The 24,993-nt window shown below is 70.2% G+C and carries 24 protein-coding genes and 1 pseudogene; 8 read left to right on the forward strand and 17 right to left on the reverse strand.

All coding sequences use genetic code 11. The features are described 5' to 3' along the window. Positions 1-641: 641 nt before the first annotated feature. The 3 genes and pseudogenes from ACTMTI_RS13245 to ACTMTI_RS13255 form a co-directional block, all read right to left on the reverse strand. Positions 642-839 (reverse strand): annotated as a pseudogene (locus ACTMTI_RS13245) (FAD-binding protein); the annotation flags it as partial. Between the two features lie 183 nt (positions 840-1,022). Next, positions 1,023-1,418, reverse strand: coding sequence for a type II toxin-antitoxin system VapC family toxin (locus ACTMTI_RS13250; RefSeq protein WP_441120577.1), 396 nt, complete (start codon positions 1,416-1,418; stop codon positions 1,023-1,025). Further along, positions 1,412-1,666: a type II toxin-antitoxin system Phd/YefM family antitoxin gene (locus ACTMTI_RS13255; protein WP_441120578.1), complete on the reverse strand. Its 255-nt coding sequence runs from the start codon at positions 1,664-1,666 to the stop codon at positions 1,412-1,414. Before ACTMTI_RS13255 ends, ACTMTI_RS13250 begins: the two co-directional genes overlap by 7 nt. 429 nt (positions 1,667-2,095) lie before the next feature. Here ACTMTI_RS13255 and ACTMTI_RS13260 point away from each other — a divergent pair, with 429 nt between their 5' ends. Then, complete coding sequence (locus ACTMTI_RS13260; RefSeq protein ID WP_441120579.1) at positions 2,096-2,356, forward strand: type II toxin-antitoxin system Phd/YefM family antitoxin; 261 nt, start codon at positions 2,096-2,098, stop codon at positions 2,354-2,356. Continuing rightward, positions 2,353-2,610: a Txe/YoeB family addiction module toxin gene (locus ACTMTI_RS13265; RefSeq protein ID WP_441120580.1), complete on the forward strand. Its 258-nt coding sequence runs from the start codon at positions 2,353-2,355 to the stop codon at positions 2,608-2,610. The genes ACTMTI_RS13260 and ACTMTI_RS13265 overlap by 4 nt, the downstream gene beginning before the upstream one ends. Positions 2,611-2,773: 163 nt before the next feature. Here ACTMTI_RS13265 and ACTMTI_RS13270 read toward each other — a convergent pair whose 3' ends face one another. From ACTMTI_RS13270 to ACTMTI_RS13325, 12 genes are all read right to left on the reverse strand, one after another. Further along, positions 2,774-3,727 (reverse strand): electron transfer flavoprotein subunit alpha/FixB family protein, encoded by a 954-nt coding sequence (locus ACTMTI_RS13270; RefSeq protein WP_441120581.1) that lies wholly within the window; start codon positions 3,725-3,727, stop codon positions 2,774-2,776. Between the two features lie 19 nt (positions 3,728-3,746). Further along, complete coding sequence (locus tag ACTMTI_RS13275; RefSeq protein WP_441120582.1) at positions 3,747-4,526, reverse strand: electron transfer flavoprotein subunit beta/FixA family protein; 780 nt, start codon at positions 4,524-4,526, stop codon at positions 3,747-3,749. Between the two features lie 216 nt (positions 4,527-4,742). Next, positions 4,743-5,960, reverse strand: a complete 1,218-nt coding sequence (locus ACTMTI_RS13280) for a serine/threonine-protein kinase (RefSeq protein ID WP_441120583.1) — start codon at positions 5,958-5,960, stop codon at positions 4,743-4,745. 36 nt (positions 5,961-5,996) lie between these two features. Continuing rightward, positions 5,997-7,766, reverse strand: a complete 1,770-nt coding sequence (locus tag ACTMTI_RS13285; protein ID WP_441120584.1) for a serine/threonine-protein kinase — start codon at positions 7,764-7,766, stop codon at positions 5,997-5,999. 16 nt (positions 7,767-7,782) lie between these two features. Then, positions 7,783-9,732, reverse strand: a complete 1,950-nt coding sequence (locus tag ACTMTI_RS13290; protein ID WP_441120585.1) for a protein kinase domain-containing protein — start codon at positions 9,730-9,732, stop codon at positions 7,783-7,785. A 156-nt stretch (positions 9,733-9,888) separates the two neighbouring features. Further along, positions 9,889-10,401: a YbaK/EbsC family protein gene (locus tag ACTMTI_RS13295; protein WP_441120586.1), complete on the reverse strand. Its 513-nt coding sequence runs from the start codon at positions 10,399-10,401 to the stop codon at positions 9,889-9,891. A gap of 61 nt (positions 10,402-10,462) precedes the next feature. Continuing rightward, positions 10,463-12,013 (reverse strand): flavin monoamine oxidase family protein, encoded by a 1,551-nt coding sequence (locus ACTMTI_RS13300; RefSeq protein ID WP_441120587.1) that lies wholly within the window; start codon positions 12,011-12,013, stop codon positions 10,463-10,465. A 115-nt stretch (positions 12,014-12,128) separates the two neighbouring features. Continuing rightward, positions 12,129-12,971 (reverse strand): M55 family metallopeptidase, encoded by an 843-nt coding sequence (locus ACTMTI_RS13305; RefSeq protein WP_441120588.1) that lies wholly within the window; start codon positions 12,969-12,971, stop codon positions 12,129-12,131. Positions 12,972-13,119: 148 nt separating this feature from the next. After that, positions 13,120-14,325, reverse strand: coding sequence for a DUF6395 domain-containing protein (locus ACTMTI_RS13310; protein ID WP_441120589.1), 1,206 nt, complete (start codon positions 14,323-14,325; stop codon positions 13,120-13,122). Continuing rightward, positions 14,316-14,729 (reverse strand): hypothetical protein, encoded by a 414-nt coding sequence (locus ACTMTI_RS13315; protein ID WP_441120590.1) that lies wholly within the window; start codon positions 14,727-14,729, stop codon positions 14,316-14,318. Before ACTMTI_RS13315 ends, ACTMTI_RS13310 begins: the two co-directional genes overlap by 10 nt. Positions 14,730-14,857: 128 nt before the next feature. Continuing rightward, the gene (locus ACTMTI_RS13320; protein WP_441120591.1) at positions 14,858-15,631 is read right to left on the reverse strand and encodes an enoyl-CoA hydratase/isomerase family protein; all 774 of its coding nucleotides are present in this window, start codon (positions 15,629-15,631) and stop codon (positions 14,858-14,860) included. A gap of 377 nt (positions 15,632-16,008) precedes the next feature. Next, on the reverse strand, positions 16,009-16,131 hold the full coding sequence (locus ACTMTI_RS13325; RefSeq protein WP_441120592.1) for a hypothetical protein: 123 nt from the start codon (positions 16,129-16,131) through the stop codon (positions 16,009-16,011). 94 nt (positions 16,132-16,225) lie between these two features. Here ACTMTI_RS13325 and ACTMTI_RS13330 point away from each other — a divergent pair, with 94 nt between their 5' ends. Continuing rightward, positions 16,226-16,513 carry a HesB/IscA family protein gene (locus tag ACTMTI_RS13330; protein ID WP_441120593.1) on the forward strand — a complete coding sequence of 96 codons (288 nt, stop codon included), beginning with the start codon at positions 16,226-16,228 and terminating at the stop codon, positions 16,511-16,513. A 4-nt stretch (positions 16,514-16,517) separates the two neighbouring features. Here ACTMTI_RS13330 and ACTMTI_RS13335 read toward each other — a convergent pair whose 3' ends face one another. Then, on the reverse strand, positions 16,518-17,210 hold the full coding sequence (locus ACTMTI_RS13335) for a rhodanese-like domain-containing protein (protein WP_441120594.1): 693 nt from the start codon (positions 17,208-17,210) through the stop codon (positions 16,518-16,520). A gap of 62 nt (positions 17,211-17,272) precedes the next feature. Between ACTMTI_RS13335 and ACTMTI_RS13340 the strand changes: the two genes are divergently transcribed. The 5 genes from ACTMTI_RS13340 (at position 17,273) to ACTMTI_RS13360 (ending at position 24,097) form a co-directional block, all read left to right on the forward strand. Beyond that, complete coding sequence (locus ACTMTI_RS13340; protein WP_441120595.1) at positions 17,273-19,291, forward strand: CehA/McbA family metallohydrolase; 2,019 nt, start codon at positions 17,273-17,275, stop codon at positions 19,289-19,291. Between the two features lie 82 nt (positions 19,292-19,373). Beyond that, positions 19,374-20,024 (forward strand): TetR/AcrR family transcriptional regulator, encoded by a 651-nt coding sequence (locus ACTMTI_RS13345; protein ID WP_441120596.1) that lies wholly within the window; start codon positions 19,374-19,376, stop codon positions 20,022-20,024. 126 nt (positions 20,025-20,150) lie between these two features. After that, the gene (locus ACTMTI_RS13350; RefSeq protein ID WP_441120597.1) at positions 20,151-20,942 is read left to right on the forward strand and encodes a hypothetical protein; all 792 of its coding nucleotides are present in this window, start codon (positions 20,151-20,153) and stop codon (positions 20,940-20,942) included. Next, positions 20,935-22,077: a helix-turn-helix domain-containing protein gene (locus tag ACTMTI_RS13355; protein WP_441120598.1), complete on the forward strand. Its 1,143-nt coding sequence runs from the start codon at positions 20,935-20,937 to the stop codon at positions 22,075-22,077. Before ACTMTI_RS13350 ends, ACTMTI_RS13355 begins: the two co-directional genes overlap by 8 nt. Positions 22,078-22,183: 106 nt before the next feature. Next, on the forward strand, positions 22,184-24,097 hold the full coding sequence (locus tag ACTMTI_RS13360) for an N-acetylmuramoyl-L-alanine amidase (RefSeq protein WP_441120599.1): 1,914 nt from the start codon (positions 22,184-22,186) through the stop codon (positions 24,095-24,097). On the opposite strand, the gene ACTMTI_RS13365 is transcribed toward ACTMTI_RS13360, so the two are convergent. Continuing rightward, positions 24,060-24,956, reverse strand: a complete 897-nt coding sequence (locus ACTMTI_RS13365) for a MurR/RpiR family transcriptional regulator (RefSeq protein WP_441120600.1) — start codon at positions 24,954-24,956, stop codon at positions 24,060-24,062. The genes ACTMTI_RS13360 and ACTMTI_RS13365 overlap by 38 nt on opposite strands. Between the last annotated feature and the right edge of the window lie 37 nt (positions 24,957-24,993).

Genomic DNA, 24,993 nt, shown 5'->3' on the forward strand with positions numbered 1-24,993 from the left:
GCTCTGGCGAATTCACAGGGAGACTCTGATGCAGACAGCAGGAACATCCCGGAAAGTACGCCCCATGGCTCGAGTCCTGGCAACGGCGACCGCGCTCGCGGCAGCTATGGCGACCACCATCTCACCGGCATCGGCCACCACGGGTGCCGCCCCGGCGGCCGCTCAGCTCGCGCGCCCGGCCGGTGTCAGTGTCTGCCTGGGACTATGGGCCGCGTACAACGCCATCCTGCTCAGGCACCTGGGGAACTGCAACCCACGCGGCACCTACCACATCCACGTCTGGGGCGGTGGCAGTGACATCAATTATCCCACCTACACCTATAACGGCAGCCTCAAGGAATTCTCGTATGTATGGCCGGCGCGCCCAGGGACCAACATCTGCGCGGAACTCTGGTACCACAAACCCGGCGGAGGCTATGAGAGCTGGGGTCTTCCCTGCGAAGAAATGTGACTTCCAGCAGGGCAAGCCCGCCGTCATCGCCGCCGCCGCGGCGATGACGGCGGGCTGTACTCGAAGCTGACCAGCCCGAGCCGGCGCGGTCCAGTATGTCCTTGTACTGGTTCTTCCGCGTCGAGTGAAGCGGCTTTGAGCCGGGGGTTGGGGGGCGGCGCCCCCAGAGTCGCTTGTTGACTTCCTCGGTGAGCTGCGGCGACACCGTCTTGCCCGTCTGCCCCACCTGGAACTGGTGTGGATACCAGCCCGCGTCCGTGGCGGCGCGGGAGGCGCCCACGGCCGCGCCCAGCTCTTTGATGACGGCGAAGTTCTCCGCCGAGCCCACGCCGCGGCCACCGAAGACCACGATCGCCGCCTCGGTCAGCTCGAGACGGGCGCGGCCTTCCAGGTTCGCCTGCCGGCCACCGATCCGCAGTGAAACCGGCCGATCGAGGCTGTACGTCGCCACCCACGCCGGCCGAGCAGCATACATAACTCCGCGCCGAGCTGCTCAGGAGCCGCTGACGCCGCGAGCGACGCCGCCTGCAGGTTCGGAGAAGCGACAATCCGGTGCGGGATGCGTATAAGTTCACAGCTTGATGACTTCGACGCCTGGCATTTCGTCGTAGTCCGAATCCTGCGTGACGACAGGGACCTGGTGCGCGATGGCCGTGGCGGCGATCCAGCTGTCGTTGATGGGCGCCTTCCGTCCGGCGGCGCGTAGCCGGGAAACGAGCAAGGCCCATGCATCGGATACGGCCTCGTCGATCGCGATGGGCTCGAAGCGTTCGGCGAGTTGGTAGGTGGAGAGTCGTCGGGCGGATGTATCGGGGTCGCGAGCCTGAAGTACGCCGAGCCTGAGCTCACCGAGCGTCACCACCGATACGCCCCATTCATAATCGGCGAACCGGTCGGCATTGAAGCGCTCCGCTTCCAGTCCGATGAAGATAGACGTGTCAGCCAATGCGCGCTTGCGTTCTACCACGGGAGATCGTCCGTCGTCTCGGTGAGCGTCTCCCGCAGTTCGTCCGCAAGGCCTGTGGAGTCCGCGCCGAGACGGGTCAGTTCGATGCCGACTTCGACTGCGGAAATCCATCGGCGGCGGCGAGAGAACGGAATGATCTTCGCAACCGGCCGATTGTCTCGGAGAACTTCAATCTCCTCGCCGGCTTCGACGCGCCGCAGCACCTCGGCAGTGTTGTTGCGCAGCTCTCGAGCAGGAATCGCGGTCATACTACAAGCGTAGGCCACATGCTACAGACGTAGCAACGCCTTTCCTTTCGACTCCATGCTCTGCCTCGAAGCCACACACCGCATCCCAGACCAGGCAGCTCACACGCCCGACGCCGAAGGCGGCGCGAAGCGCGGCGAGGCCGGTGAGCCCGAAGCAGCACGTCGTACGCGACCTCGACGAGCAGAGCTACCTCGAACTCATGCGCGTAGTCAGGAAAGTGGCACTGGCCGTGGAGCCGGTCGTGCCGTCCGAGCGAACGTACCTGGTCTCGCTCGGCAGCCAGCAGGCAACGCGCAGGTCGTGGATGCCGAGGGAACCGCAGGTCGAAACAGGGAATAGTCACCAAGGGCCGAGGCGGCATCAGGCCACACGGCGAGACCCTTCCCATAGTGGTACCATTTTTTGTACCAATAGGAAGGTACGCAATCGTGTCCATCACCGCCAGCGAGGCGCGCCGCCGCCTGTTTCCTCTCATCGAAGAGGTCAACAACGACCAGACCGCCATCGAGATCGTCTCCAAGAACGGCAGCGCCTACCTAGTGGCCGCCGAGGAGTACGAGGCACTCCAGGAGACCGCCCACCTGCTGCGCTCCCCCGCAAATGCCCGTCGGCTCCTTCGCTCCTATCAGCAGGCCATGGACGGACAGACCGAACATCGCGAACTCATCCGCGATGAGGACGGCCGGTGAAACTGTCCTTCACACCGGAAGGCTGGGCCGACTACGTCCATTGGCAGACCGCTGACCGGCAAGTCCTCAAACGCATCAATCGCCTTATCGACGACACGCTTCGCGATCCCTACGCCGGGATCGGCAAGCCTGAACCCCTCAAGCACGCCTTGGCCGGCGCTTGGTCCCGGCGCATCACCGACGAACACCGCCTCGTTTATCTGCCTCGGGACGACGAGGTAGTCATCCTCCAGGCCCGCTATCACTACGAATAGCGTTGATCAATCGGCTGTCGGGACAAGGGTGGCTGACGAAGTGGCGAAGCGGCTTTGAGCCGGGGGTTTGGGGGGCGGCGCCCCCCAATGTCACAGCCTGAGCTCTTTGCGCGAAGCGCTATCCAGCGAAGACCGCGCGTTTCCCCCCGGCGCTCAGGGTGGCCTACTTGCGCTTGTTGACTTCCTCGGTGAGCTGCGGGACGACCTGGTGGAGGTCCCCCACGACGCCGTAGTCGGCCAGCTCGAAGATCGGCGCCTCCGGGTCCTTGTTGATGGCGACGATGGTCTTCGCGGTCTGCATGCCCGCCCGGTGCTGAATCGCCCCCGAAATGCCCGCCGCGATGTACAGCTGCGGCGACACCGTCTTGCCCGTCTGCCCCACCTGGAACTGGTGCGGATACCAGCCCGCGTCCGTGGCGGCGCGGGAGGCGCCCACGGCCGCGCCCAGCGCGTCGGCCAGCTCTTCGATGATGGCGAAGTTCTCCGCCGAGCCCACGCCCCGACCGCCGGAGACCACGATCGCCGCCTCGGTCAGCTCGGGACGGGCGCCCTTCTCCTGCTTGACCCGCTCCACGATGCGCGTGGCCTTGGCGGCCTCGGACAGCGTGACCGACACCTCCTCCTCGGCGCCGGCGCCCGCGGCGGGCTCGGGGGCCGTGGAGTTCGGGCGTACGGCGACGATCGGCGTGCCCTTGCGCACCTTCGCGTGCACGTTGACGCCGCCGCCGAAGATGGACTGGTCGGCCACGAAGCCTTCGCGCAAACCCACGGCGTCGGTGATGACGCCGGAGTCCGTCTTGATCGCGAGGCGGCCGGCGATCTCCTTGCCCTCCGCCGTGGCGGCCACGAGCACGGCGGCCGGCGACTTGCCGGCCACGAGCTGGGCGAGCAGCTCGGCCTTGGGCGCGACCACGTAGTCGACGATGTCGCTCGACGGAGCGACATAGATCTTCTCAGCGCCGTACTCGGCGAGCCTGGCCTTGGCCTCCGGCGTGATGCCCGGGCCCGCCCAGACGGCGGCGGGCGTGCCGAGCGAGCGGGCCAGGGTCAGCAGCTCCAGGGTGACCTTCTTGACCTGGCCGTCGACCTGCTCGACGAGAACGAGAATCTCCGACATTTCAGCAAAACCCCCGTTCTCAGATGAACTTCTTGGACGCGAGGAACTCGGCGGCCTTCGCGGCGCCGTCGCCCTCGTCCTTGACGACCGTGCCGGCCGCGCGCGGCGGCGCCGCGGCGAAGTCGACGACCTCCGACCAGGCCGCGGCCAGGCCGACCTGGGCGGCGTCGATGGAGGCGTCGCCGATGGCGAGCGTCTCGACCGGCTTCTTCTTGGCCGCCATGATGCCCTTGAACGACGGGTAGCGCGGCTCGTTGATCTTCTCGACCACGGAGACGACGGCCGGCAGCGTGGCCTCGACCTTGTCGAAGCCGTAGTCGGTGAGGCGCTGGACCTTGATGGAGGGGCCCTCGATGTCGACCTTGTTGGCCAGCGTGAGCTGCGGCGCGCCGAGCCGCTCGGCCAGCATCGCGGCCAGCATGCCGGTGCGCGCGTCGGTGGACTCCGAGCCCAGGATGACCAGGTCGAAGCCGATCTTCTTGAGCACCTGCGCCATCGCGTACGAGGTCGACAGCGCGTCCGAGCCGTGCAGGGCCTCGTCGGTGAGGTGCACGGCCTTGTCGGCGCCCATGGCCAGCGCCTTGCGAATGGTCTCGGTGGCCTTGGCCGGGCCCATGGTGAGCACGGTCACCTCGCCACCGTGGGCTTCCTTTAGTTTCAGGGCCTCCTCGACCGCGTATTCGTCAAGCTCGTTGACCACGCCGTCGGCGGCGTCGCGATCGAGCGTCTTGTCATCGGACCGCAGCTTGCGCTCGGTCGCCGTGTCGGGGACCTGCTTCACGCAGACGACGATGTTCATGGCCGGTGGCCGACCTCCCGTTTCGCGTGCACCACCGCGTCGTTGCGGTGGGCGCCGGTTGCAATGCTGTCCAGACTGCCAGGTGTCCGCCGGGCTCCCGGCAGTGGGTGGCTTGTCGCGGTCATGTTACCCATGGGTAGCTTACGCGCAAACCGCCGAGTGCGCGGCCGACACGAAGCCACCATACCGAGCTTCATTCTGTTGGCGCCCATCAGGTCAGGCCGACAGCAGGAACACGATCCCCACCACGAGGGCCGTGCCCGCGAACAGCGCCAGCGTGAACGTGCTGAACAGGGCCGCCAGCCCGAAGCACAGCCCCACCACCCCGGCCACGCTGACCAGGTCAACGACCATGCGACTGCGTTTGTACGGGCTGCGCGAGAACAGCGCCACCCCCGCGTCCGACACCACGGCCAGCGCGTAGGCCGCCAGCAGGAAGAGCCCTGCTTCGAACACCAGATCCTGCGCGGCGGCCGCCAGCAGCGAGACGAACAGTCCCGAGCCGATCACCCAGCGCCTTCGCACCTTCTCCCGGTGCCTGGCCCTGGACTCCTCCACCGACCGCCGATGCTGCTCCTTGCCCGGCCGCCACTCCCGGGTGGTCATGTCGTCGGCGGCGCGCACCGCCGTACGGGCGGGTCGATGGAAGGCGGGAGGGACGTGGGAGACGGGCTCGACGCCGAGCCGGGCGCAGATCTGCGCGGCCGTCGGCCGCGCGGATGGGTCGGTGGACAGGCACTCCCGTAACAGCGGCGCCAGCCACTCGGGCACGCCCTCCAGGTCCGGCGGGTGGTGCACGACCCGGTAGGCGACCGCGGAGGCCGGCCCCTGCCCGTACGGCTGCCGCCCGGTCGCCGCGTAGGCCAGCGTCGCCCCGAACGAGAACACGTCGGCCTCCATGCCCGCGTGCTTGCCTTCGAGCACTTCGGGGGCCAGGTAGCCGGGCGTGCCGACCACCGCGCCGGAGGCCGTGACGGACAGCGAGTCGAGCGCGCTGGCGATGCCGAAGTCGATGACCACGGGCTCGCCCTCGGTCATCATCACATTGGCCGGCTTGAGATCGCGGTGCACCACCCCGGACTCGTGCATGGCCAGCAACGCGTCGGCCAGGCCGGCGGCCAGCCGGCGCAGGTCCTCCACAGGCACGGGCACGGCGCTCAGCGGGCGGCCCTGGACGTAGCGGGTCACGAGGTAGGGTCTGGCGCCCTCCAGCGAGGCGTCGAGGACCTCCGCCACGTGGGACCCGCCGACCCTGCGCATGGTCTCCACCTCGCGCGCCAGCCGGGCCAGAGCGCCGCCGTCGGCCGCGACGTGCGGGTGGAGCACCTTGACCGCGACCGTGCGCCCCTCGGTGTCGAGCGCGAGGTGCACCTCGCCGAACCCGCCCGCCCCGAGCCGGGAAAGGAGCTCATAGGGGCCGAGGTGCTCGCTCATACCTCTACTTGTCCCCCTGAGAGGTCACCGAGACACTCAGAACCAGTTGGTCAGGAACCCCAGCCCGAGATCGTCGAGCAGGCTCCCGATCAGTCCGGTGATCAGCCCGATCGTGCTCTGCTCGGCCTCGCTGGCCAGGGTCTTGATGACCGACTCCGGCGCCTGCCACGGGTACCAATCCGGATTCTGGCCCAGCGCGAACATCACCGCGAACAGCGCAGCCGTGCCCACCAGCACGACCGCGACCAGCGCCGCACCCGGGCTGCGCAGCACGCCGGTGAGCGAGCGGGTGACGGCCTTGCGCGGCGCGCCGCCGCCGGGCAGCACGAACAGGCCCGCCGCGAACGCCCCCGCCGCGTACGCGGCCGCGTCGTTGACGGTCATCTGACCCGCCCAGTAGAGGACGCCCCAGACGCACACCCCGAACAGCAGCGCCAGCGGCACGTGCACGCACGTCACGAGTGCGGACTTGATCAACGCCCACGGGGTGCCGACCAGCGCGAGCAGCGGATCGGCCGCGCTGCTCCCGCGCACCTGGCGCCTCTTGACCAGGTCACCGAACAGGTATTCGCCGAGGCGCAGCACCAGCGCCAGCACGACCGCCACCGCGCCCACCATGACCGGCATCATCACGGTCAGCGCCACCAGTGTGACCAGCAGGAGCAGCCCGGTGAGCTGGCTGCCGAACAGATATCTCCTGCGCTCGGCCGGCGGGGTGTACTGACGCGGCGCGGGCGGCGGACTATAGGGCCTGACCTGCGACGGCGACGTGGGCTGCGGCGCCGGGTAGCCGGCCACCCGCTGGTCGGGACGCGGCGGCCGGGCCGGCATCGGCGCGGGGACGTACGGCGGCGGCTTCTCCTCCCGCCGCTGGGGCGGAGGCGGCGCGGGCTTGCCGTATTCGACCGGCGGCAGCAGATCGGAGAAATTCTCCATGGCCCGCGTACGGTTGCCTATCCGCTTGGTGCCCGTCGGACCGTCGAAGGTGGTCTGGTTGAACGAGGTCACCGACGGATCGAGCGCCTTGGCCATCCGCAGCAGCTCGTGGGCGCTGGGCCGGGCCTCCGGATCGACCTGGAGTGCCCGGCTGAGCCAGCCGCGCAGCCAGGCGGGCGCCTTGTCGATCTGGGCGCGCCCCTCCATGATGTTAAAGCAGACCGCCTCGAACGTCCCCGTGCCGAACGGCGGCGCCCCCGTGGCGGCGAAGAACACCGTCGAGGCCAGCGCATGCACGTCGGCCGCCTGGGTGATCTCCGAGTCGCGGATGATCTCTGGCGCCAGATAGCCCGGCGTCCCCACGAACATGCCCGTCTGCGTGAGCCTGGTCGCGTTGACCAGGTGGGCGATGCCGAAGTCGATGACCAGCGGCTCGCCGTCCACCAGCATCACGTTGGACGGCTTGAAGTCACGGTGGATCACGTCGGCCGCGTGAATGGCCACGAGCGCCTTGCACAGCCCCTGGGTGAGCCTGATGATCTCGCGCGCCTCCAGGGCGCCGTCGGCCAGGACGGTGTCCTCCAGCGTGCGCCCGGGCGCGAACCGGGTCACGACGTAGGGCTGGCCGCCCACGAGCTCGGCGTCGAGGACCTCGGCGACGTGCGGGCTGCGTACCCGGCGCATGGTCTCGACCTCGCGGGTCAGCCGGTCGCGGGCCTTGAGGTCGGCGGCCACGTGTGGATGCAGCACCTTGATGGCGACCTCGCGGCCCTCGCCGTCGAGACCGAGGTGGACGACGCCCATGCCGCCCTCGCCGATCTTCCTGACCAGCCGGTACGGGCCGAGGCATTCCGGTGCTTGGGTGTTCATCGCCACCTTCCCCGCGTCATCCCCCGGTGTTCCCCCTCAGTCCTTCGAGTTGCTCGACCACTGGATCGACGTTCAGCGGAGTCCATACGGCCCCCCTCGGATTGTCCCCGAACGTGTTGTAAGCGAGGGTCAGCGAGAGAGCGGCGCCCACCGCCAGCACTCCCGCCATCACCATCGCCGCTGTTCTCGAGGGTACGAGGGATGAGAGTGTTCTGCGCATCTGTTTGCCGGGACCCTCCACTCCGGGACCTGCGCAGACGGTCCACAGCGCGACCGCGGCGCCCCACGCCAGGGCGTTGGCCGACTCCATCCCGGCCACCACCGTGAGCAGCAGCGTCACCGGCAGTCCGAGGATGAGCGCGTAGAGCACCAGCGCCAGCGTGATGCCTGCCGACTTCGCCAGCGCCTTCGGGTAGGAGAACACCCTGATCACGTCGAGCGCCGCGGCCCCCGCGGCCCGGCGCGCCATCAGCGAGGGCTGCGCCAGGTCGGCCGCGCGCAGCAGCACCGCGACCGGGATCGCCACGACGGCCACCAGCACGGGCGCGAGCACCGCCGCCACCACCATGAGGACGAGCAGCATCGCGCTCGCCACGCCGTACGCTCTGGAACGCTGCAGCACCTTGCCCGGCGGCACCGCCGGGATGTACGGCTCGCGCTGGGTCGACGGGGTGGGCTGGTAGTGCGGCTGCGCCGGGATGTAGGGAGGCGGCTGGACCGGGCTCGGGCTGAGCCTGCCGTAGTCGTTCGCGTCGGGCGGGGCGCCCGGGCCGGGGCTCGGGTTGGGCCTGCGGTAGTCCGGGGCTTCCGGGCGCACCCGCGTGGTGGGCACGTCGGTCTCGCCGTACGCGGGCGGGTGGCTGTTGGCCTGCGGCCACGGCTGGCTGGGCTGGGCCGCCGCGTTCTCGCGCTGGATCTGCCGCAGCTCCTCAGGGGTCACCCTGCGGGTCGGCCACGGGTCGGCCTGGTTGGGCAGCAGCGAGACGTACTGCTGGTCCTGCGGCGGCGGCGCGGGCTGCTCCTGGCTTTCGAGCAGCCGCCTGGGCGTCATCGGCGGCGTCGAGACGTCGTAGGACGGCTTGTCCGTCACCTTCGGGGGCGGCGGGAACTCGGCCGATTGCTGCGTGTCCGGGCGCGGCAGGGTCGAGATCTCGTCGGGCGCACTGGCCGGCGGCGGCGCGGGCAGCATCCTGGCGGTCTTCTCGGCCAGCTCCGCCGCCTTGGGGCGCTTGGCCGGGTTGCGCTGGAAGGCCGCCTTGAGCAGCGGCTGCAACGCCGCCGGGGCGGCGCTGACGTCGGCCTTGCCCGCGGTGATGTTGTAGAAGATCATCTCCAGCGTGCCCTTGCCGAAGGGCGGCTGGCCGGTGGCCGCGAACAGCAGCGTGCCGGCCCAGGCGTGGACGTCGACCTCGGGCCCCGCCTCCTGCCCCTCGATGATCTCGGGCGCGAGGTAGCCGGGCGTGCCGATGAACATACCGGTCTGCGTCAGCCGCGTCGCGTCGACCGCCTGTGCGATGCCGAAGTCGATCAGCACGGGCTCGCCGTCCAGGATCATGACGTTGCCCGGCTTGAGGTCACGGTGGATCACTCCGACCGAGTGCACCGCGGCCAGCGCCGCCGCCACGCCGTGTGCCACGCTGATCAGCTCGGGCAGGTCGAGCGGCCCGTCGTCCTTGACGATCTCGTCGAGCGGCCGGCCGGGGACGAAACGGGTGACGATGTAGGGGCGATGACCGGTTACGTCGGCGTCGACGACCTCGGCGATGTATTTGCTGCGCACCCGGCGCATGGTCTCGACCTCGCGCGAAAGCCGCCGCCTGGCGACCTCGTCGCCGGCGACTTCGCCGCGCAGGACCTTGACCGCCACCTGCCGCCCCTGCGGGTCGACAGCGAGGTGGACAACGCCCATCCCGCCTTCACCTAGCCGCCTGAGCAGCCGGTAAGGGCCTAGTCGGTCGTCGTTCATGGCATGAAGCACCATACCGGCTTAATCCCCGCCCACGAGATGAACCATGAGGCCACATTCCCACTCGTACAACGTCCGCAAGTGCCTCATCGGTTTCCCATCCAACGGTCTCGAATCGGCTTCAGTTTTCCGCCCGGCCCGTGAAGGGCCGGGGGTTCAGCTCGCCAAGGGAATGACCTCGGCGGGCTTGAGCCCGGCCAGCGTGGCGCCGGAGACGGCCAGCTTCGACCTTCGCACGCCGCTTCCGATCACCACCCTCGGATGCTCGGCGACGTGCGTGTCCACCAGGATCGGCCAGTCGTCGGGGAGGCCGAGCGGCGTGATGCCGCCGTACTCCATCCCGGTCAGCTCGACCGCGTCGGACATCGGCGCGAAGCTCGCCTTGCGGGCATCGAGATGCCTGCGCACCACGCCGTTCACGTCGACTCGCATCGTCGCGAGCACCATGCACGCGGCGTAACGCGTCTCACCGCCCCGCCTGGCCGCGACGACCACGCAGTTGGCCGACTCGTCGAGCCGCTCGCCGTAGCGCTCGCAGAACGCCGCGGTGTCGGCCAGATCGGGGTCGATCTCGGCCACCTCTACGCCCTCCATGTTTCGCACGGCGAGGGCTACCGGATCGGCCAGCAGGTCGGTTCGCCCGGTCGCGGGCACCCAGTGCAACGTCATCCCATCTCCTCGATCCGCTTCTCCCAGAACACTATGGCGATCCTGGAAGCAGCGAGCGACGTCACGGGGACTGCAACACGCGCTGGTGCAGCTGGGTGACGGCGCCGCGGGCGGACTCCATGGCCCCCGCCTGCCAGGCGATCAGATGGGTGAGCCAGTCGCCCGCGAAGTACACCCTTCCGGCGGGGCGTTGCAGAAGAGTGAACGACGAATCAAAGGCAGGCCAGCGCACCCAGCCTCCCTGGATGTGCGCCTGGCGCTCCCAGGCGATGGAGACGCTGGACAGGAGGTGCTGGCGGTACTTGTCGCCGTGGATCTTCTTGCCCTGGGTGAGCGCCCTGCGTCTCCTGTCCTCGGGGGTGAGGGCTCCGTACAGCTCGGCGTTCCGCTCGGTGTTGTAGTAGCCGACGATGAGGCCGCGTTCGGAGTGGTAGTCGTGGGACGGGTACCAGATGTGCGTGATGTCCAGGTCCGTCTCGGTGACTCCGCCGTAGATGCGGTCCTCCAGCTCCCACCAGCGCTTGCCGTACTCCAGGCCGATCTTGCCGGCGGCGACCGGGACCGGGGTCTTGAGGGCGGCGGTGACCTGGGCGCCCAGGTTGTGCGGGATCTTGGCGAGGAGGTGGGGCGGGAGGGTGGCGATGCAGTAGTCGGCCTTGACGCTGCCGCCGTCGTAGGCGATCTCCACACCGTCGTCGAGGCTGGTGATCTTGGTGACCTTGGCGCCCGTCTTGATGCGGTCCTCGCCTACCGCTTCCTTCAGCCTGGTGACGATCGCGTCCATGCCGCCGACGGGCTGGAACATGGGGGTGGCCTGGTCGTAGCCGAAGTCGTTGGTGATCGCCCGGCCGGTGCCGGCGGCGAGGACCTGGTGGAGGGTGCCGGGGGCGTCGATGGGTGTTCCGGTGTCGATGGCGGGAAATTTCACGAAACCGCGGCGAGGGGAGCCTTCGTACTCGTGCTTGGGGCCGAGGTCGCCGAACCTTCTGAGGAATTCCAGCAGGCGTTCCTGGTCGTCCTTGGTGATGGTCCTGTCGAGCGCGCCGACATTCGTGGCTTTGGCGAGTAATTCGGCGACATACCCGTACATGTCGGCTCTTGCGGTGCGGGCCCGTACCGTCCGGCCGTTGGTGTGCACGTAGGCGGCGGCGTTGTTGTTCACGAACGTCTCGATGGGGATGCCCAGCTCGCGGCAGTAATCGAGGCTCACCATCCAGGGGGCGATCCGGCCGGGGCCCGCGTTGAAGTACACCCCCTCACCGAACTTCACCTCCTGCGCGGGGCCGTTCAGCTCGGCCAGGCGGTCGCCGCCGCGCAACGTCAGGTTCCTGCCGCCCGCCTTGTCCCCGGCTTCGAGGAGGGTGCAGTCGTAGCCGGCCTTGCCGAGCTCGTACGCGGCGGTCAGGCCGGCGACGCCCGCGCCGAGGATCACGACCTTGGCCGCACCCTTCCCGCGCAGGGTGAAGTCGCCCGGCTTGGGGGCCGCGTACTGCTTGTCCTGCCCGTCCGGGGCCAGGCCCAGGGCGCCCATGGCGGCGAACATGGCACCCGCGCCGCCCACCGCCCCGATCCCGACGAGCAGACCCCGCCGAGTCAGCGCCGCGCCTTCCACGTCACCCGCTCCCTACACCCGATCCCGACAACCGATCCCACACCCCGTCGCCGCAGCGCGCGGGCTTCCGTGAGCGCCGCGTCACCGTCGTGCGCCCCTCTTCTCCCAGGGGACCTCAGCCATAGGGTCCGCTGCCGCAGGCGACCTGGCCGCCGATGGTGGCGAAGATGCCGAACAGCGCCATGATCTGGGTGAAGTCGTCGGTGGTGAACTCGATGTGACGCGACCCGACCGACTTCACGCCGGGGACGAGCGCCACGGCGGCGGCGATGGCGGTGGAGTTCCACTCCACCCCGAGCGTGTACGGCGCCGCCAGCCGGTACGGCGTGAAGTCGGTCAACCGTCCGAGGGCCCGAGCCGTGGCCTCACGAATGCGTGCCTGGGCGACGCTGGGCGGCAGCAACTCGGCCGAGAACTTGTCGATCCCCCTCTTCACCGCGACCGTCTCGACCTCGCCGAGCACCTCGCGCGCCTCCTCACCGACGGCCTCGTCGCCGGTGACCAGCACGACCGGCACGCCGTGGAACCCGGCACACGCCGCGACCAGCCGCGTCTCGCCGCACAACTCGCCGTTGAGGTAGACGTTCTGGATCTCCTTGCCCATCCAGGTGTGATTGAGCACGCCGTCCTGGACGCCCGCACGAGCGTGATAGCCGACGAAACAGGCGGCCTGGAACGAGCCGTCGAGCCCTTGCGCCATCCGCTGCGCCTTGCCCGGGCCGCGAATGAGGCTGGCCCGGGGATCCAGCAGGTCGATCCTGAGATTCTTCGTGGAGCCGTGGGCGTCGTTGACGAGCACGCTGCTCGCTCCCGCCTCGAACGCCCCCTCGACGGCGGCGTTGGCGTCGGCGGTCATCAGCTCGCAACCGCGCTCGTAGCCGCGCTTGCCGGCGTGCATCTCCTCGGGGTCGGTCAGCCCCGTCACGCCCTCCATGTCCACCGACAGGTAAACCTTCACGCACCCAACTCCTCAACCAGCCCGAACCTTGCAGCAGCGGCCCGCTCTCCGCACGCACCTGGCCGCCTCGCCTCAGCGACTCGCCACCCGAGCCCGGCCCCAGGCCCTGGCCGGCCGCAACGCGTGCCGGGACGGAGCGGGGACGGGGTCAGGAGCCCCATGTCTCCACCCGCCGTATCTCCCTCTCGGTCATGAGCCCCACCTGGGCCGTCATGAACGCGGCCGCCTCGTCGCGCCACTGGCCGGGGATCTCGTCGATCGCGGGCGGGTAGCAGTGGTCGAGCCAGCTCGTGGATTCCTCCGTGGCGTCGAAGTAGTCGAGCGCCTTGGCGAAGAACGTGTGCTCGATGCCGGGAACGCGCGCCAGCGCGTACTCGATCATCTCCATGCCGCCGTAAGGCGGCTTCTGGAGCCACTTGCGGGCCACGGGCCGGTCGGCGGTGATGGGGGTGTTGAGCGGGCGGCGCTCGACGGCGGCCTGGATGAGCTCTTTGTAGAGGCACTTCCCGCACGTACGGCAGGGGCCGTCGGTGCCGCGCAGGCACCAGCGCACCTGGTCCTTGAGGCCGGAGCTCAGGGCCAGGCGCATGGTGACCGCCTCGCTCACGCCGCCGACGGGCAGCACGATGTGTACGCCGGCCGCGGCGAACAACCGTCCCCACGCCCCGTGCGGCGCCCACATGGGGTTGTCGGGCGTGTACCGCAGCAAGTAGCGATCACCGCCGAGCCAGCGTGAACCGAGTTCGTAACCGAACGCCAGCCCACCGAGGTTCAGCTGGTCGGCGAGCAGCAACGCCCCTGCCGCCACCGCGTGGTGCTCGGGGTAGCCGGGGCGCGGCTCCGCCAGCGTGAACTCGAGGTCGGAGGTGACGGTGGTCAGCTCGCGTCCGGTGCCGGCGGCGAGCTTGGCCAGCACGTCGGATCGATAGTGCGGCCAGCGGTTGGGGACGCGCGGATGCGTCACCCTCCGGAAGTGGACGAAAGGCGCGTCCGGGTAGATGGCGGTGGCCGCCACGGAGTCCGCGCCGCCGCTGTAGGAGATCGCGAGCGTCGGCCCGGCCGGGCGCGGCTGCGCGTCCACCGGTCCGGCCTCGATGCCCCAGCCGTCGTGGAGAGCGGTGGCCACCTCGGCCGATATGGCCCTGTCGAAGGAGATGCGCTTGCGCGTCCACGGTGCGACGATCGTCCAGGCCGCGACCGCGAAGAGGTCGGGGTGGGCGTCATCCGGGACGCCGCCGATGGAGCAGGAGTTGGTGGCCAGCTTGACCGGGTGCTCGTCGGCCGCTCTTCCGGTGATCTCGTCCTCCGGGTCGAGCCGGAAGCTCAGCTTCCCGCCGGTCCAGGTCACGCGCACGGCCGCTCCTCTCCCTCTCCGTAAGGCACCATGTCCTGTTCGGGATGCCCGGCCGGCCCGTTGACGGCGGAGCCCGTACCGGATCGAGCGGCGCGGGCCCGTAGGTCGTCGATGGCCTGCCAGACGAGGACCTCGTTCTGGAGCACGCCGTCCAGCGCCTTCGCCGTCTCCTGGGCGAGGCGGTGGGTGTCATCGATCTTCGCCTTGTCGGCCGTCGCCGGTGGCCGGGCGTTCCTGAGGCGTTCCACCTCGGCCTGGAGGGTGGTCATCTCCCGCCGCATGGTCTGGACCTCCCAGAGCGCGTCCCTGATGTCCTGACGGTGGTCGGCGATGGAGATGTAGCGGGAGTCGAACCACGCACGCACGGCCTTCCGGAGCCGGGCAGGGACGAGGACGCGCATCATGAACTATGAAGATACTGGCAATCCCACAGCCAAAGGGACGGCCCGTCAGAACGGGTCGCCTTTGTGTTGGACCGCCCCCGGCCGGGGCTCGCGACGTCCCGGCCCTTGGGAGCCCCCGAGCGGGGTGATTATCGGCCGGTGAACTTGGGCTTGGTCTTCTCGGCGAAGGCGCGCATGCCGATCTTCGCGTCGTCCGTGGCGAAGAGCCCGGAGAACTGCAGGCGCTCGATCTCCAGCCCCGTGTCCAGGTCCGCCTCCAGGCCCTGGTCAACGGCCTGCTTGGCGGCGCGCAGCGCGACCGCCGGCCCGCCCACGAAGGTGGCGGCCCATTCGAGGGCGGCCGTGTAGACCTGCTCGTCGGGCACCACCCGGTCCACCAGCCCCATTTCGAGGGCCTCCGAGGCGGGGACGTGACGCCCTGTGAAGATCAGGTCCTTGGCGCGCGCCGGGCCGATCAGCCGGGGCAGGCGCTGGGTGCCGCCCGCGCCCGGGATGATGCCCAGCTGGATCTCCGGCTGCCCCAGCTTGGCCGACTGCCCGGCGACCCTGAAGTCGGCGCACAGGGCGAGCTCGCAGCCGCCGCCCAGGGCGTAGCCGGAGATGGCGGCGATCACCGGCTGGCCGATCTCGGCGACCGCCGTGAAACAGGCCTGGAGCGTGCGGGAATGGGTGGCCATGCCCGCGTAGGACATGTCGGCCATTTCTTTGATGTCGGCGCCCGCCGCGAAGACCTTCTCACCTCCGTAGACGATGACCGCCTGCACCTGCGGGTCGGCGTCCACGATGCGGGCTGCCTCGGCGATCTCCAGCTGGACCTGGCCGTTGAGGGCGTTCATCTTCGGACGGTCAAGACGGATCGTGGCGATCTGGTCGGCCACCTCGACGCTCACAAACTCACCCATGGTCCGAACCTACCAATCTTGAAGCGCTCCCCACGGATGGATCCGGGGGATTCCAGCCGTCCCAACCGTGCGGCTATGCGCATGGTCGCGACGCTGTTGCTTGGCGATTCACCTTCCGGCCCCGCGGTGCGGGTTTCCACGCCCCAACCCGCGCCCCCGGTCGGGGTAGCGCGTGCTCCGCCCTCCCGGCGGTGAGTAGCGGCCGAACCGGCAAGCTTGGTTATCACTCACCTGTTCGACCACCGCTCACACTACTGGCACACAACGTGACGCTGCAAGTGGTTTGCGTTACTGCACCCTCGGGCGCCAGCACGCCTTCCCGCGCCGGACTTACCCCATGGCTGAAGCCAGGGGTCCCCGCCCGGCATCTACGATCGCTATCGCGCGGCCGACTTCACCTCTTCGAGCGTTGCCTTGCTGCGCCCTACCCGTACGAGGGCCGCCGAACGACCATAGCGGTCGAGCAGGACGTCGATGACGGCCTTGTCGGTCTCCCCCATGCGCTTCCGCTACCCGGCGGCAGTCCTGGCATACCCGGGTTTGGGCACCTGGCTGAGGGGGAGGCGGAGGTTCACGATGGTGAAGGAGCCCGTTGTGCTGACATTGACTGACAAGGCCGTCGCCGCGATCCGCGACGTGATGGCCGGGGAGGACGTGCCCGCCGACGCCGGCCTGCGCATCGCCGCCAAGGCCGACGAGGCCGGCGCGCTCGAGCTCTCCCTGGCCAGCCAGCCGCACGCCGGTGATCAGGTCATCGAGAAGGAGAACGTCCGCGTGTTCGTCGCCGAGGAGGCCGTGCCCATCCTCGACGACAAAGCGCTCGACGTGGAGCCGGGCAAGCCGGGCAAGCCGACGTTCCGCCTGGACCGGCGCGACACCTAGCCGCTCAGCCCAGGTCGGACTCCGTCGCCTGCGGGCGCAGGTCGCCGAGCCCGAAGAGGCCCACCAGCGTGCCGTCCGCCTGCGTCACGACGACGTGGTCGGCCTTCGCCCGGTCCATGCGCTGGATCAGCGGTGTGAGCTGCTCGCTCGGCCGTACCGTGGTCACGCCGACGCGCATGGCCTGCTCGGCGGTGCCGCCCATGTCGGCGCCCTTGAGCTCGGGCGAGCCGATCACACCCTGGACCACGTCGTCCTCGTCGACCACCACAGCGAGCCCCGCGGGGTCGGCGACGATGCGCTCGGTGAGCTCTTCCAGCGGGTCGTCCAGGGTGGCGGTCACGGGGTCGCGGCGCACGTTCTGCGACACCAGCGCGGCCTGCCCCTCGTACGGCAGGTCGGCCGCGAGCCAGTCCATCTTGCCCACGCCGTAGTCGTGGACCTCGCGGAATCCGAGGTGATCGAGCCGGTGGGCGGCGCGCGGGCTCATGTCACAGAGCCAGTCATGGCAGTAGACGATGACCGGCCGCTCCCGGTCCAGCATGGCGGCCGCCGCCTCGTCGATGCGGGCGAGCGGCAGGTTCACGGCTTTGGGGAGGTGCGCCCACGCGTAGTCCTCCTCCGGCAGCACCTCGACCAGCTGGGCCTGCCGGGTGGCGAGCAGATCCTGTACGGCTTCGCGATCGATGATGTGCGTCATGGGGATCCACGTACCCTCAGATCGTGTCACGATGACGACGCGTCCTCTTTAGGGAGTGTCCGATGTCTGACGATCCGCTGCTTCCCGACGCCGTCGCCCGCGCACTGGCCGACTACCGTTCGCTGCGCGACGCCCATGGCCCCTGCTGGGGCGAGCCGCCCCTGTCGTACGTCGTCCAGGCCTGGACCACGGTCTTCCTCGACCACCGCTACGACTTCTGGACGACGGGCCTGCGCCAGCTCGCCGAGCGCCATCCCGAGCTGTCCGAGGCCGAGCTCGAGGATCACCTCGGCCAGGTGGACGCCGACCGGGTGGTGCGCGACGCGCTCGGCGGCGACGTACTGGACAACCTGCCCGCGCTGCGCCTCACGCCGGAGGGGGTCGCGCTGGCCGCCGACCCGCGGGTGGTGCTCGGCGACGGCCCGTTCCGTACGGCGTTGCTGCTGGACTCCAGCAGGGACGAGCCGGTCACGGTGGTCGTGGACGGCACGGCGTACGAGGTGCCGCCGCGTGGCGCCAAGGTGGTCGAGGTGGCGCGGGAGGTCAGCGTCGGCGGGCGGCCGGTGGACCTGTCCCCGCTGGCCAGGCGGGCCGCCGCGGCCACGCTCAGAGTGCGGGCCGGGTTCCCGTGCCGGTGGAGCGTGACCGGCGCGAACGGCCAGGGCTGGTATCCCGAGGGCGCGCCGCCCAAGCTGGACGCCCACCGCAGGCCGTACTTCCACGGTGACGATCTCGTGGTCGCCGTGCCCGCGGAGCCGATCACGGTGACCGTGACCAGGGGCATGGAGTACACCTCCACCGAGGTCGGGCTGACCCCCGAGGCGGGCGCCGAGACGCTGGTCGAGGTGGCGCCCGAGCGGCTCTACGACGCCGCCGCCCGCGGCTGGTACGGCGGCGACCTGCACGTGCACCTCAATTGGATGGGCGAGGAACCGGCCGCGCCCGCGCTGGCCGCGGCGGCCCAGCACGGCGAGGACCTGCACGTGCTCAACCTCGTGGCCGGCAACGTGGCGAGCGAGCGGGTGTACGACGTGGAGGCGCTCGCCCACTGGGTGGGCGAGGACCTGCCCTGGTCGGACGAGCGGCACCTGGCCAGGATGGGCGTCGAATACCGCAACGACGTCGTCGGGCACCTGACCGCGTTCGGGCTGCGCCACCTGCCCCAGCGCTACCACACCGGTTTCCTGGACACGGTGGACTGGCCGCCCAACGCGGCCGCCTGCGAGGAACTGCGCGCGCTGGGCGGGGTGACCGGTTACGGGCACCCGTTCCACACGGCGTTCGCCGACGACGACCCGCCGGACGTGGTGCTCGACCGCAGGCGGAACTGCTCGGCCAGGGAGATCGTCGCCGACGCCGCGCTCGGCCTCATCGACACCCTGGACGTGCTCAACCACTCCTCGATCTCCGCCACCGCCGCCGTCTACCGCCGCCTGATCGGCGCGGGCAACCGGCTCGCGGTCACCGCGGGCACCGACGCCGTGCTGTCCTTCTGCCGCCGCGGCACCGCCTCCTCCCCGCCTGGGTGGGAGCGGGTGTACGCGCACGTCGCCGGGCCGCTCACCGCCGAGTCGTACGCCGAGGCGATCCTGCTCGGGCGGACTTTCGCGACCACGGGGCCGTGGCTGGAGGTCACCGTCAACGGGCACGAACCCGGTGACACGCTGGAGCTGGCCCCCGGGCAGCGGGTCGAGATCGTGGCCACCTCGATCGGGCCCGAGGTCGAGTCGCTGGAGATCCACACCGCGGAGGGCGTGCTGGCGCAGGGGCCGCCGGGGCGGCTGGTGGCCGCGATGGAGGTGCGCGAGCCGACGTACGTCGTGGCCGTCGCCTCCGGCGGGCCGCACCCGCGCTCCTTCCACCGGCGCGGCGCGTACGCGCACACCAGCCCGGTGTACGTGGACGTCGCGGGCGGGCACGTGGCCAGGGAGGCGGACGTGCGGTGGTGCCTGGCGTGGCTGGACCGGCTGGAGATGCTGCTGCGGGAGTTCGGCACGTTCGAGAGCAAGGAGCAGCTGGGCGACCACCTGGAGCTTTACGAACGGGCCAGAGAGATCTACCGCGGGCGGCTCAGCCGGTAGATCGGCGCACCGGAGAAAAATTCTCCGGTTTCCGGCGATATTCTGCGTAAGAAGTGACGTCAAGCGAGAGGCCGGCTGACCCATGCATGGGACGAGCCAACTCCGGGCGGATGCCCGGCGCAACCGAGAGCTGATCATCGACACCGCCAGGACCGTCTTCGCGGAGCAGGGGCCCGGGGCGACCATGGACGAGGTCGCGCGGCTCGCCGGGGTGGGCGCGGGCACGCTCTACCGGCACTTCCCCGAGCGCGACAGCCTGATCCAGGCCGTGCTGGCGGACGCCCTGGAGCGCATGATCGCCCTGGCGGACACCGCGCGGAAGGAGGAGACCTGGGCGTTCGACGCGCTCAGCCGCTTCGTGCACGACTGCGCCGCGTTCCACTTGGACCTGCTGGTCTCGGTCGCCGACGCGCCGGCCGAGGGCGTGGTGGGCACACCTGAGATCAGTGAAGGCCGCACCCGGCTGCTGGCCGCCCTCGACCGGATCGTCAAGGCCGCCCATGACGAGGGGGCGCTGCGCGCTGAAGTCGGCGCCGGGGACGTCATGGGCGTCGTCGGGCTACTCGTGCGCGGGCTTCCCACGCTGCCCGCGGATCTGGCGGATGAGGTGCGGGAGCGTACGGTGCGGCTGGTGCTGGCCGGGATGCGCACCCATCCGGCGCCGTCCCCGCCGGTGACGCCGCTGACCGCCGACGAGCTGAGCGGCCGCCTGTCCGAACACCGCCCCACTTAGCGGGCCGGCGGCGACACGCCGCTCCGGGAAGGGGCTTCGTGAAGCCGGTGCGGGACTATGATGTTGGAAAATAAAGCGGCTCCGGTGTGCGGTTGCTGCTGGGCAAAGCGTTCCGGAGGTGTGCGCATGCTGGTGTCGCGGTGGGCCCAGGAGACGTTCGGGCAGCGGGCGCTGGTGATCAGACAGGGGATCGCCGATGCGCTGTCCGTCGCGCTGGACAACGCCCGCGACGCGCAAACGGCGGCGCAGACCGATCACACGCACCCGTTCGGGTTCACGCTCATGTCGCGCAAGTTCGAGGCGCTGGCCGAGGCGTTCGAGGACATGGGTGACGTGCGGATCGTCAAGCCCGCCGGGTCCGCGCACGAGCTGGTGGTGCTGGACGGCAAGCTGCTGTTCCCGTTCCGCTACGCCAAGGACCGCTCGATCAGCGTCATGAGCGCCCGCATCGGCGACGGCCGGCCGTCGGCGCTGGTGCAGGCGCTGTTCAACCGGTTCGGGCCCGAGCCGGTCATGCGGCAGCTCGCGCTGCACGACGTGGCCCCGCACGCGGTGCCGGTCGCCGAGGCGCTGAACGACCTTCCCGAGGACACCAGCCTGGTGCTGATCGCCTACGCCTGCAACGCGCACGCCGGGCTGCTGGACGCCTGGTGGGGTCAGGCGGAGCTGCTGGATCGCACCGGCAGCCTGCGCTGGCACCACTGCGAGCAGCTCCCGCTGACCGCCGAGGCCGGCACGGAGCAGACCTCGATCCCCGCGGCGGCGTTCGACCAGGGTGCCATGCCCACGCCGTCGCTCAACCCGCGCACCGGCGCCCAGCGGCTGGTCCCGCCGGTCGGCGAGGCCTCGCAGGCCGGCAGATCCGGGCACGCCGGCGGAGCCGTACCGATCAGGACAGAAGCCGCGAGCGGTGAGTGATTTCCGAGCCGGTGCGCCGACCCCGCAGTCCGTCGCCGACGCGTTCGACGCAACCCGCCTCACTCAGGCCCGCCACCTGGCCGCACTGACCAAGAAGGAAGTGGCCGAGCATCTCGGCGTCTCCCCGGCCGCGGTCGGTCAATACGAGGCCGGGGTCACCCGGCCGCGCCCCGACCTGATCCCGCTGCTGGCCGAGGTGCTGGCGGTGCCGATGGCGTTCTTCCTGCCCGGACGGCCGCACGGCAAGCTGGACGGCTCCATGGCGCATTTCCGCAGCCTGCGCTCCACCCGCGCCTACCAGCGAGCCAAGGCCGTGGCCTTCGTCGAGCAGGTGTGGGAGCTGACCTACGCCCTGGAGAAGCGGATCCAGCTCCCCTCCGTGGACCTGCCCGGCTTCGCCGGCGGCGAGATGCACTCCTCGCTGCCGCGCGACCCGGCGGGCGCGGCTCGCGCGCTGCGCGCCCACTGGGGGCTGGGCACCGGCCCCATCAGCCATCTCGTACGCCGCATGGAGGCGCACGGCATCGTCGTGGCCTTCCCGAGGCAGGACCCCGACGCGATCACCGTGGACGCGTTCTCCACCTCCAGCCTGCCCCGGCCGATCGTGGTGCTGACGCCCAACAGGTTCGACGACATCTACCGCCACCGCTTCACCGCCGCGCACGAGCTGGGCCACCTGGTGCTGCACGGCGACACGGCGGCCGGGGACACGCATCAGGAGCGGGAGGCCGACGCGTTCGCCGCCGAGTTCCTGACGCCGCGCGACAGCATCCTGCCCCACCTGCCGCTCCGCGCCGACCTGCGCAAGCTGGCCGAGCTGCGGCGGACGTGGGGAGTGTCGGTGGACTCGCTGCTCTACCGGTGCCGGGAGACGGGGCTGATCTCCGACTCCGCGGCGAGCCGGGCCTACCAGCGCCTGGCCGCGCTCCGCGACCAGCCGGGCTTCACCAACGAGCCGGTCTCCGGCTACCCGGGCGAGCAGCCGGTGCTGCTGGCGCACGCCTTCGACCTGGCCACCCGGGAGAGCGACCTGACCGCCGCCACCCTCGCCCAGGAGCTGGCCTGGCCGATCGCCCGCGTACGCGAGCTCATCGGCCTGCCCGACCAGCGCCCCTCACTGAAACTCGTGGTCTGAGCGCGCGTTAACACGTGAAAAATGTCTTCGCAAAGATCTCGCCTGCGAAGGAAAATGTTGAGACGCTGAACTGCACTACGCGCCCCCCAGTCCCGAGGAGTGGTTCATGCGCAGACTACTGGCGATCGGCGTGATCGCTCTATTGCCGTTAGCCAACCTTTCCGCCGCCCAGGCCGACGAATCCGCGAGCAGGCAGCAGGCCTTCGCCGCCGCGGCCCAGGAGTTCCAGGTGCCCGAGAGCGTGCTGCTCGGCGTGTCCTACCTGGAGTCCCGCTGGGACGCCCACGCCGGCCAGCCCTCCAGCGACGCCGGGTTCGGCCCCATGCACCTGACCGACGCGGCCGCGTTCACCGGGTCCAACCATCACGGCGAGGGCGAGGAGGACGCCCGCGGCGACGACAGCCGGCCGCTGCCCCCGGTCGACCACGAGCCCGCGCCCGCCGACATCCCCGCCTCACTTCGCACCATGGAGCGGGCCGCCGAGCTGACCGGGGAGAGCCACGAGCGGCTCCGTGCGGACGACGCCGCCAACATCAGGGGCGGCGCAGCGCTGCTGGCCGACTACCAGAAGGCGCTCGGCGCGCCGCTGAGCGACGACCCCGGCGAGTGGTACGGCGCCGTCGCCAGATACTCCGGCGCCGAGGAGGCCGGGGCCGCCAAGTTCTTCGCCGACGAGGTGTTCGCGACGATCAAGGAGGGCGCCGAGCGCACGACCGGCGACGGCGAGCGGATCCGGCTCCCGGCGGTGCCCGACCTGCGCAAGATCGAGAAGTGGCTGGAGAAGCTCGGCCTGCGCCCGGTGCGCCCCGACGGCGTGGAGTGCCCGGCCTCGATCTCGTGCGAGTGGATCCCGGCGGCCTACCAGGAGCTGCCTCCGGACGACTACGGGCACTACGACCTGGCGAACCGCCCGTTCAGCCAGAAGGTCGACTACATCATCATTCACGACATGGAGGGATATTTCCTGCCCTCCATCCGCCTCAACCAGGACCCGAAGTACGGCGCGAGCTGGCACTACTCCCTCCGCTCCTCCGACGGCCACATCGCCCAGCACATCAAGACCAAGGACGTCGGCTGGCAGGCCGGCAACTGGTACATCAACGCCAAGTCCATCGGCCTGGAGCACGAGGGCTTCCTGGCCCAGGGCGGCACCTGGTACACCGAGGCGATGTACCGCTCGTCCGCCCGCCTGGTCCGCTACCTGGCGTTCAAGCACGCCGTGCCGCTGGACCGGGCCCACATCCTGGGCCACGACAACGTCCCCGGCACGCTGCCGACGACGGTCAGGGGCATGCACGAGGACCCGGGACCGTTCTGGGACTGGGCGCACTACTTCGAGCTGATGGGCGCGCCGCTGCACCAGTTCGGCGGGCCGCGCGCCGGCTCCGTCATGATCAAGCCGGACTTCGCCACGAACAAGCCGTACTTCTACGGTTGTGACCGCAAGAACCCGTCCGCGGCCTGCCCGCCGCTCCCCGCGGGCACGGTCTGGCTGCGTACGGAGCCGCGCGCGGACGCGCCGCTGGTCAAGGACATCGGCAAGCACCCCACCGGCGAGTCCCTCTACAGCGTCTACGACCACAGCGCCCGCGCCAGCACCGGCCAGCGCTTCGCGGTGGCCGACCGCCAGGGCGACTGGACGGCCATCTGGTATCTAGGCCAGAAGGCCTGGTTCCACAACCCGGCCGCCGCGCCGACCGCCGTCCCGTCCATGGGCCTGGTCGTGACCCCGAAGCCGGGCAAGGCCACGGTCCCGGTGTACGGCAGAGCGTATCCGGAGCAGGAGGCGTACCCGGCGGGCATCCCCTACCAGGCGGTGACCCCGCTGCAGTACACGTTCTCGGCGGGCGAGAAGTACACCCTCGCGGGACCGGCGGCCACCGAGTATTACCGGGCGGTCACCTTCAACCTGGAGGACCACAAGGTCGTGCGGGGCAAGACCAAATACCTGGAGATCCAGTTCGGCCATCGCGTGATGTTCGTCAAGGCTGACGACGTGCAGGTGACGTTCTCCGGGTGAACTCCTTGACGGCGCGCCTGGTGCTCGCGAGCGCCTCCTGAGAGGAGTCGTACGTGCGCTGGGCGACGCCGACGAACACGCAGTCGACGACGAGGAGCTGGCTGATCCGGCTGGCCAGGGCGCCGGGACGGAACTCCGTCTCGCGCCCGGCCGAGATCAGCACGTGTTCGGCCAGCTCCGCGATGGACGAGCGCGGGTTGTTGGTGATCGCGACCGTGGTCGCGCCCGCCTCCTTCGCCCGCGACAGCGGCTCGATCACGTCGGGGGTCTCCCCCGAGGTGCTGATGCCGATCGCCACGTCACCCTGCCTGAGCAGCACCGCGCTGGTCAGGGCCAGGTGCGCGTCCTGGAAGGCGTGGCTGGACAGGCCGATGCGCAGCAGCTTCTGCGCGACGTCCTCGGCCACGAGCCCGGAGGCGCCGACCCCGTAGGCGTCGATCCGCCTGGCCTCGACGATGGCCTCCACGACCAGGCCGAGCCGCTCGGAGGTCAGCTGGGCCACGGTGTCGTTGATCGCCTCGGACTCGGCCCGCGCCACCTTCTGGATGACCTCCGACAGCGGGTCGTCGGGCGCCAGGTCCCCGGGAACGAGCCGGTCCGGCTGCGCCGCGGCCGCCGCCAGGGCCAGCCGGAGCTGCGGATAGCCGGCGAACCCGAGCAGCCGCGCGGTGCGCACGATCGTGGCCTCGCTGGTGCCGGAGGCGGCGGAGAGCTCCGTGATGGTGCTCCTCGCCACCGTCGCGGGGTCCTCAAGGATGAGGCGGGCGACGGTCTGGGCAGCCGGCGTCAGGGACGGCAGCACACCGCGGACCGTGGCCACCAGAGTGTCGGCCCGCAGGCCGTTTCCGCTGTCGTCCACGCCCCGATTATGCCGTTCCTTTACCTCGGCGTGCCGC

Origin of the sequence: Nonomuraea sp. H19 (genome assembly GCF_052068215.1) — a bacterium.
GTDB lineage: Bacteria > Actinomycetota > Actinomycetes > Streptosporangiales > Streptosporangiaceae > Nonomuraea.